Below are 1209 nucleotides of genomic sequence, written 5' to 3'. Positions count from 1 at the left end.
CCGGTAGCTGACCGCATGGATGACGCGCAGGTAGATCGCGAGAGCCACGAGGTTGAGGCTGAATGGTGTGCCGGTCTCCATGCCTTCCGGGACGGCTGCCAGCGTGGTCGCCCCACAGCACGGACAATGGCCGGCATAGCGTTCGACGCGGGTGACGACCGGCTTGATCGGCGGCAGATCGATCTTGTCGTAGCGCTGCGCGAGGCGCTGATCCGCGTCAGTCAGCCCGGCACGGCAGTGCTGGCAATGCGCCGCCTTCGCGATCACCGTCTGATCGGGGTTCTCGGCAAGCAAGCGACCGCCACCCTCACGGCCGAGACTGCCTTTGCGGGGCCCCTTGCGCGGACTTTTCTCGGGCCGGTTTGGCTTCTGCCCGCGCGATGGCGGCAGGCTCGAATTGTCCGGCCGCTTCGGCGGTTCGTTTAGCCGCGCCTCCAACTCCGCAATCCGGCGTTCCGCATCCGAAAGCCGGATTGCCAGTTCCGCGTTCCTGCGCTCGGATGATTGCAACGCGTCCCATAGCGCGCGGATCAGCGCGTCTTTCTCAGCGTGCGATAGGAGAGACAGGTCAGGAAGCTCGTTCACGCCTCCCGTCGAATCGTATCCGCCGTGGTCACGTCAATTCACAATCGATTCAACTTATCGACGGACCAGGATGAGCAGATACGAAAAAAGGTATCTGCTCAACCCGGTAGGGGGGCGATGGGCAGTGATGCTCCGGTGACGGCGTTTTTGATAGCGGTGTAGGCATCAAGGCCGTGCCGCGCGGCGGTCCCGACGACGGATCGGACGTTGGCGAAGAAATCGGCGCCCCAGTTGGATCGGAACCCTCCGGTGACCTTGCGATATGTCGCGGTAGGCCGGAGTTCGCGCTCGGAGCCGTTGTTGTCCGCGGCGATATCCGGGTGGTCGAGGAAGGTGAAGAGATGATCACGAACCTTGCCGTATCGTCGGCGCAATCGTCTGCCGTGGTGGTTGATCGGGGCGAGCGCCATGACGGCGTCGAGATCATGGTCGAGGCGCCGCCGCCAGGCGCGTCTTGTAGCGTCCGCGAGCGTGCGATGGCGCCGCGCCAGCACGACGGCGCGGAGCAGCAGGGCCTTCATTCTGGGTGCGAAGATCGTATCACCCGCCTCGATCGCGAATTTGCAGTCCCGGAGTTGGTGGGCGAGGCAAATCTGCCAGTCATCGGCATGACCGCGCTGGGCG

The 1209-nt window shown here is 64.3% G+C and carries 2 protein-coding genes; both read right to left on the bottom strand.

The window, feature by feature from the left end; translation table 11 throughout:
- Window positions 1–585, bottom strand: a 585-nt coding sequence (locus tag RT91_RS19675; RefSeq protein WP_240314388.1) for a DUF6444 domain-containing protein, incomplete at its 3' end; no start/stop codon positions are given.
- A gap of 98 nt (window positions 586–683) precedes the next feature.
- A partial coding sequence (locus RT91_RS19670) for a transposase (RefSeq protein ID WP_152982896.1) occupies window positions 684–1209 on the bottom strand: 526 nt, incomplete at its 5' end.

Source organism: Acidiphilium sp. JA12-A1 (assembly GCF_000724705.2).
Lineage (GTDB): Bacteria > Pseudomonadota > Alphaproteobacteria > Acetobacterales > Acetobacteraceae > Acidiphilium > Acidiphilium multivorum.
Note: the sequence above shows the minus strand (reverse complement) of the source record. Positions and strands in the feature narration are given on the sequence as shown.